This window comes from Granulicatella sp. HMSC31F03 (genome assembly GCF_001807725.1).
Classification (GTDB): domain Bacteria; phylum Bacillota; class Bacilli; order Lactobacillales; family Aerococcaceae; genus Granulicatella; species Granulicatella adiacens.
The window spans coordinates 1-339 of sequence record NZ_KV790843.1; the positions used below are offsets into that span (position 1 = coordinate 1).

General features: G+C 34.5%; 1 protein-coding gene. It reads right to left on the reverse strand.

Going from position 1 to position 339, the window contains the following annotated elements:
• On the reverse strand, positions 1–313 hold a 313-nt coding region (locus HMPREF3106_RS01025; protein ID WP_210384819.1), incomplete at its 3' end, for a DDE-type integrase/transposase/recombinase.
• Between the last annotated feature and the right edge of the window lie 26 nt (positions 314–339).

Genomic DNA, 339 nt, shown 5'->3' on the forward strand with positions numbered 1-339 from the left:
GCCAACCTTGATCAGAATGGAGAATCAATCCATTTACATCAGGGAATTTTTTAAAAGCTTTATTTAACATCCTTTGAATCTGTTCTAAGTCGGGACTTAGAGAAAGATCATAGGAGATTATTTCATTAGTAGACATATCTAAAATTGGAGAAAAGAAACATTTTCCCCAAGGAAAAGTGAATTGAGAAACATCTGTACTCCATTTTTGAAGTGGCCTATCGGCCGTAAACTCTCTGTTAATAATATTATCACCAACTTTCCCAACATTGCCTTGATAAGAATGGTATTTTTCTTTAGGGCGTTTCCCAAACAATCCATTTACATGCATAAGACGTTGAA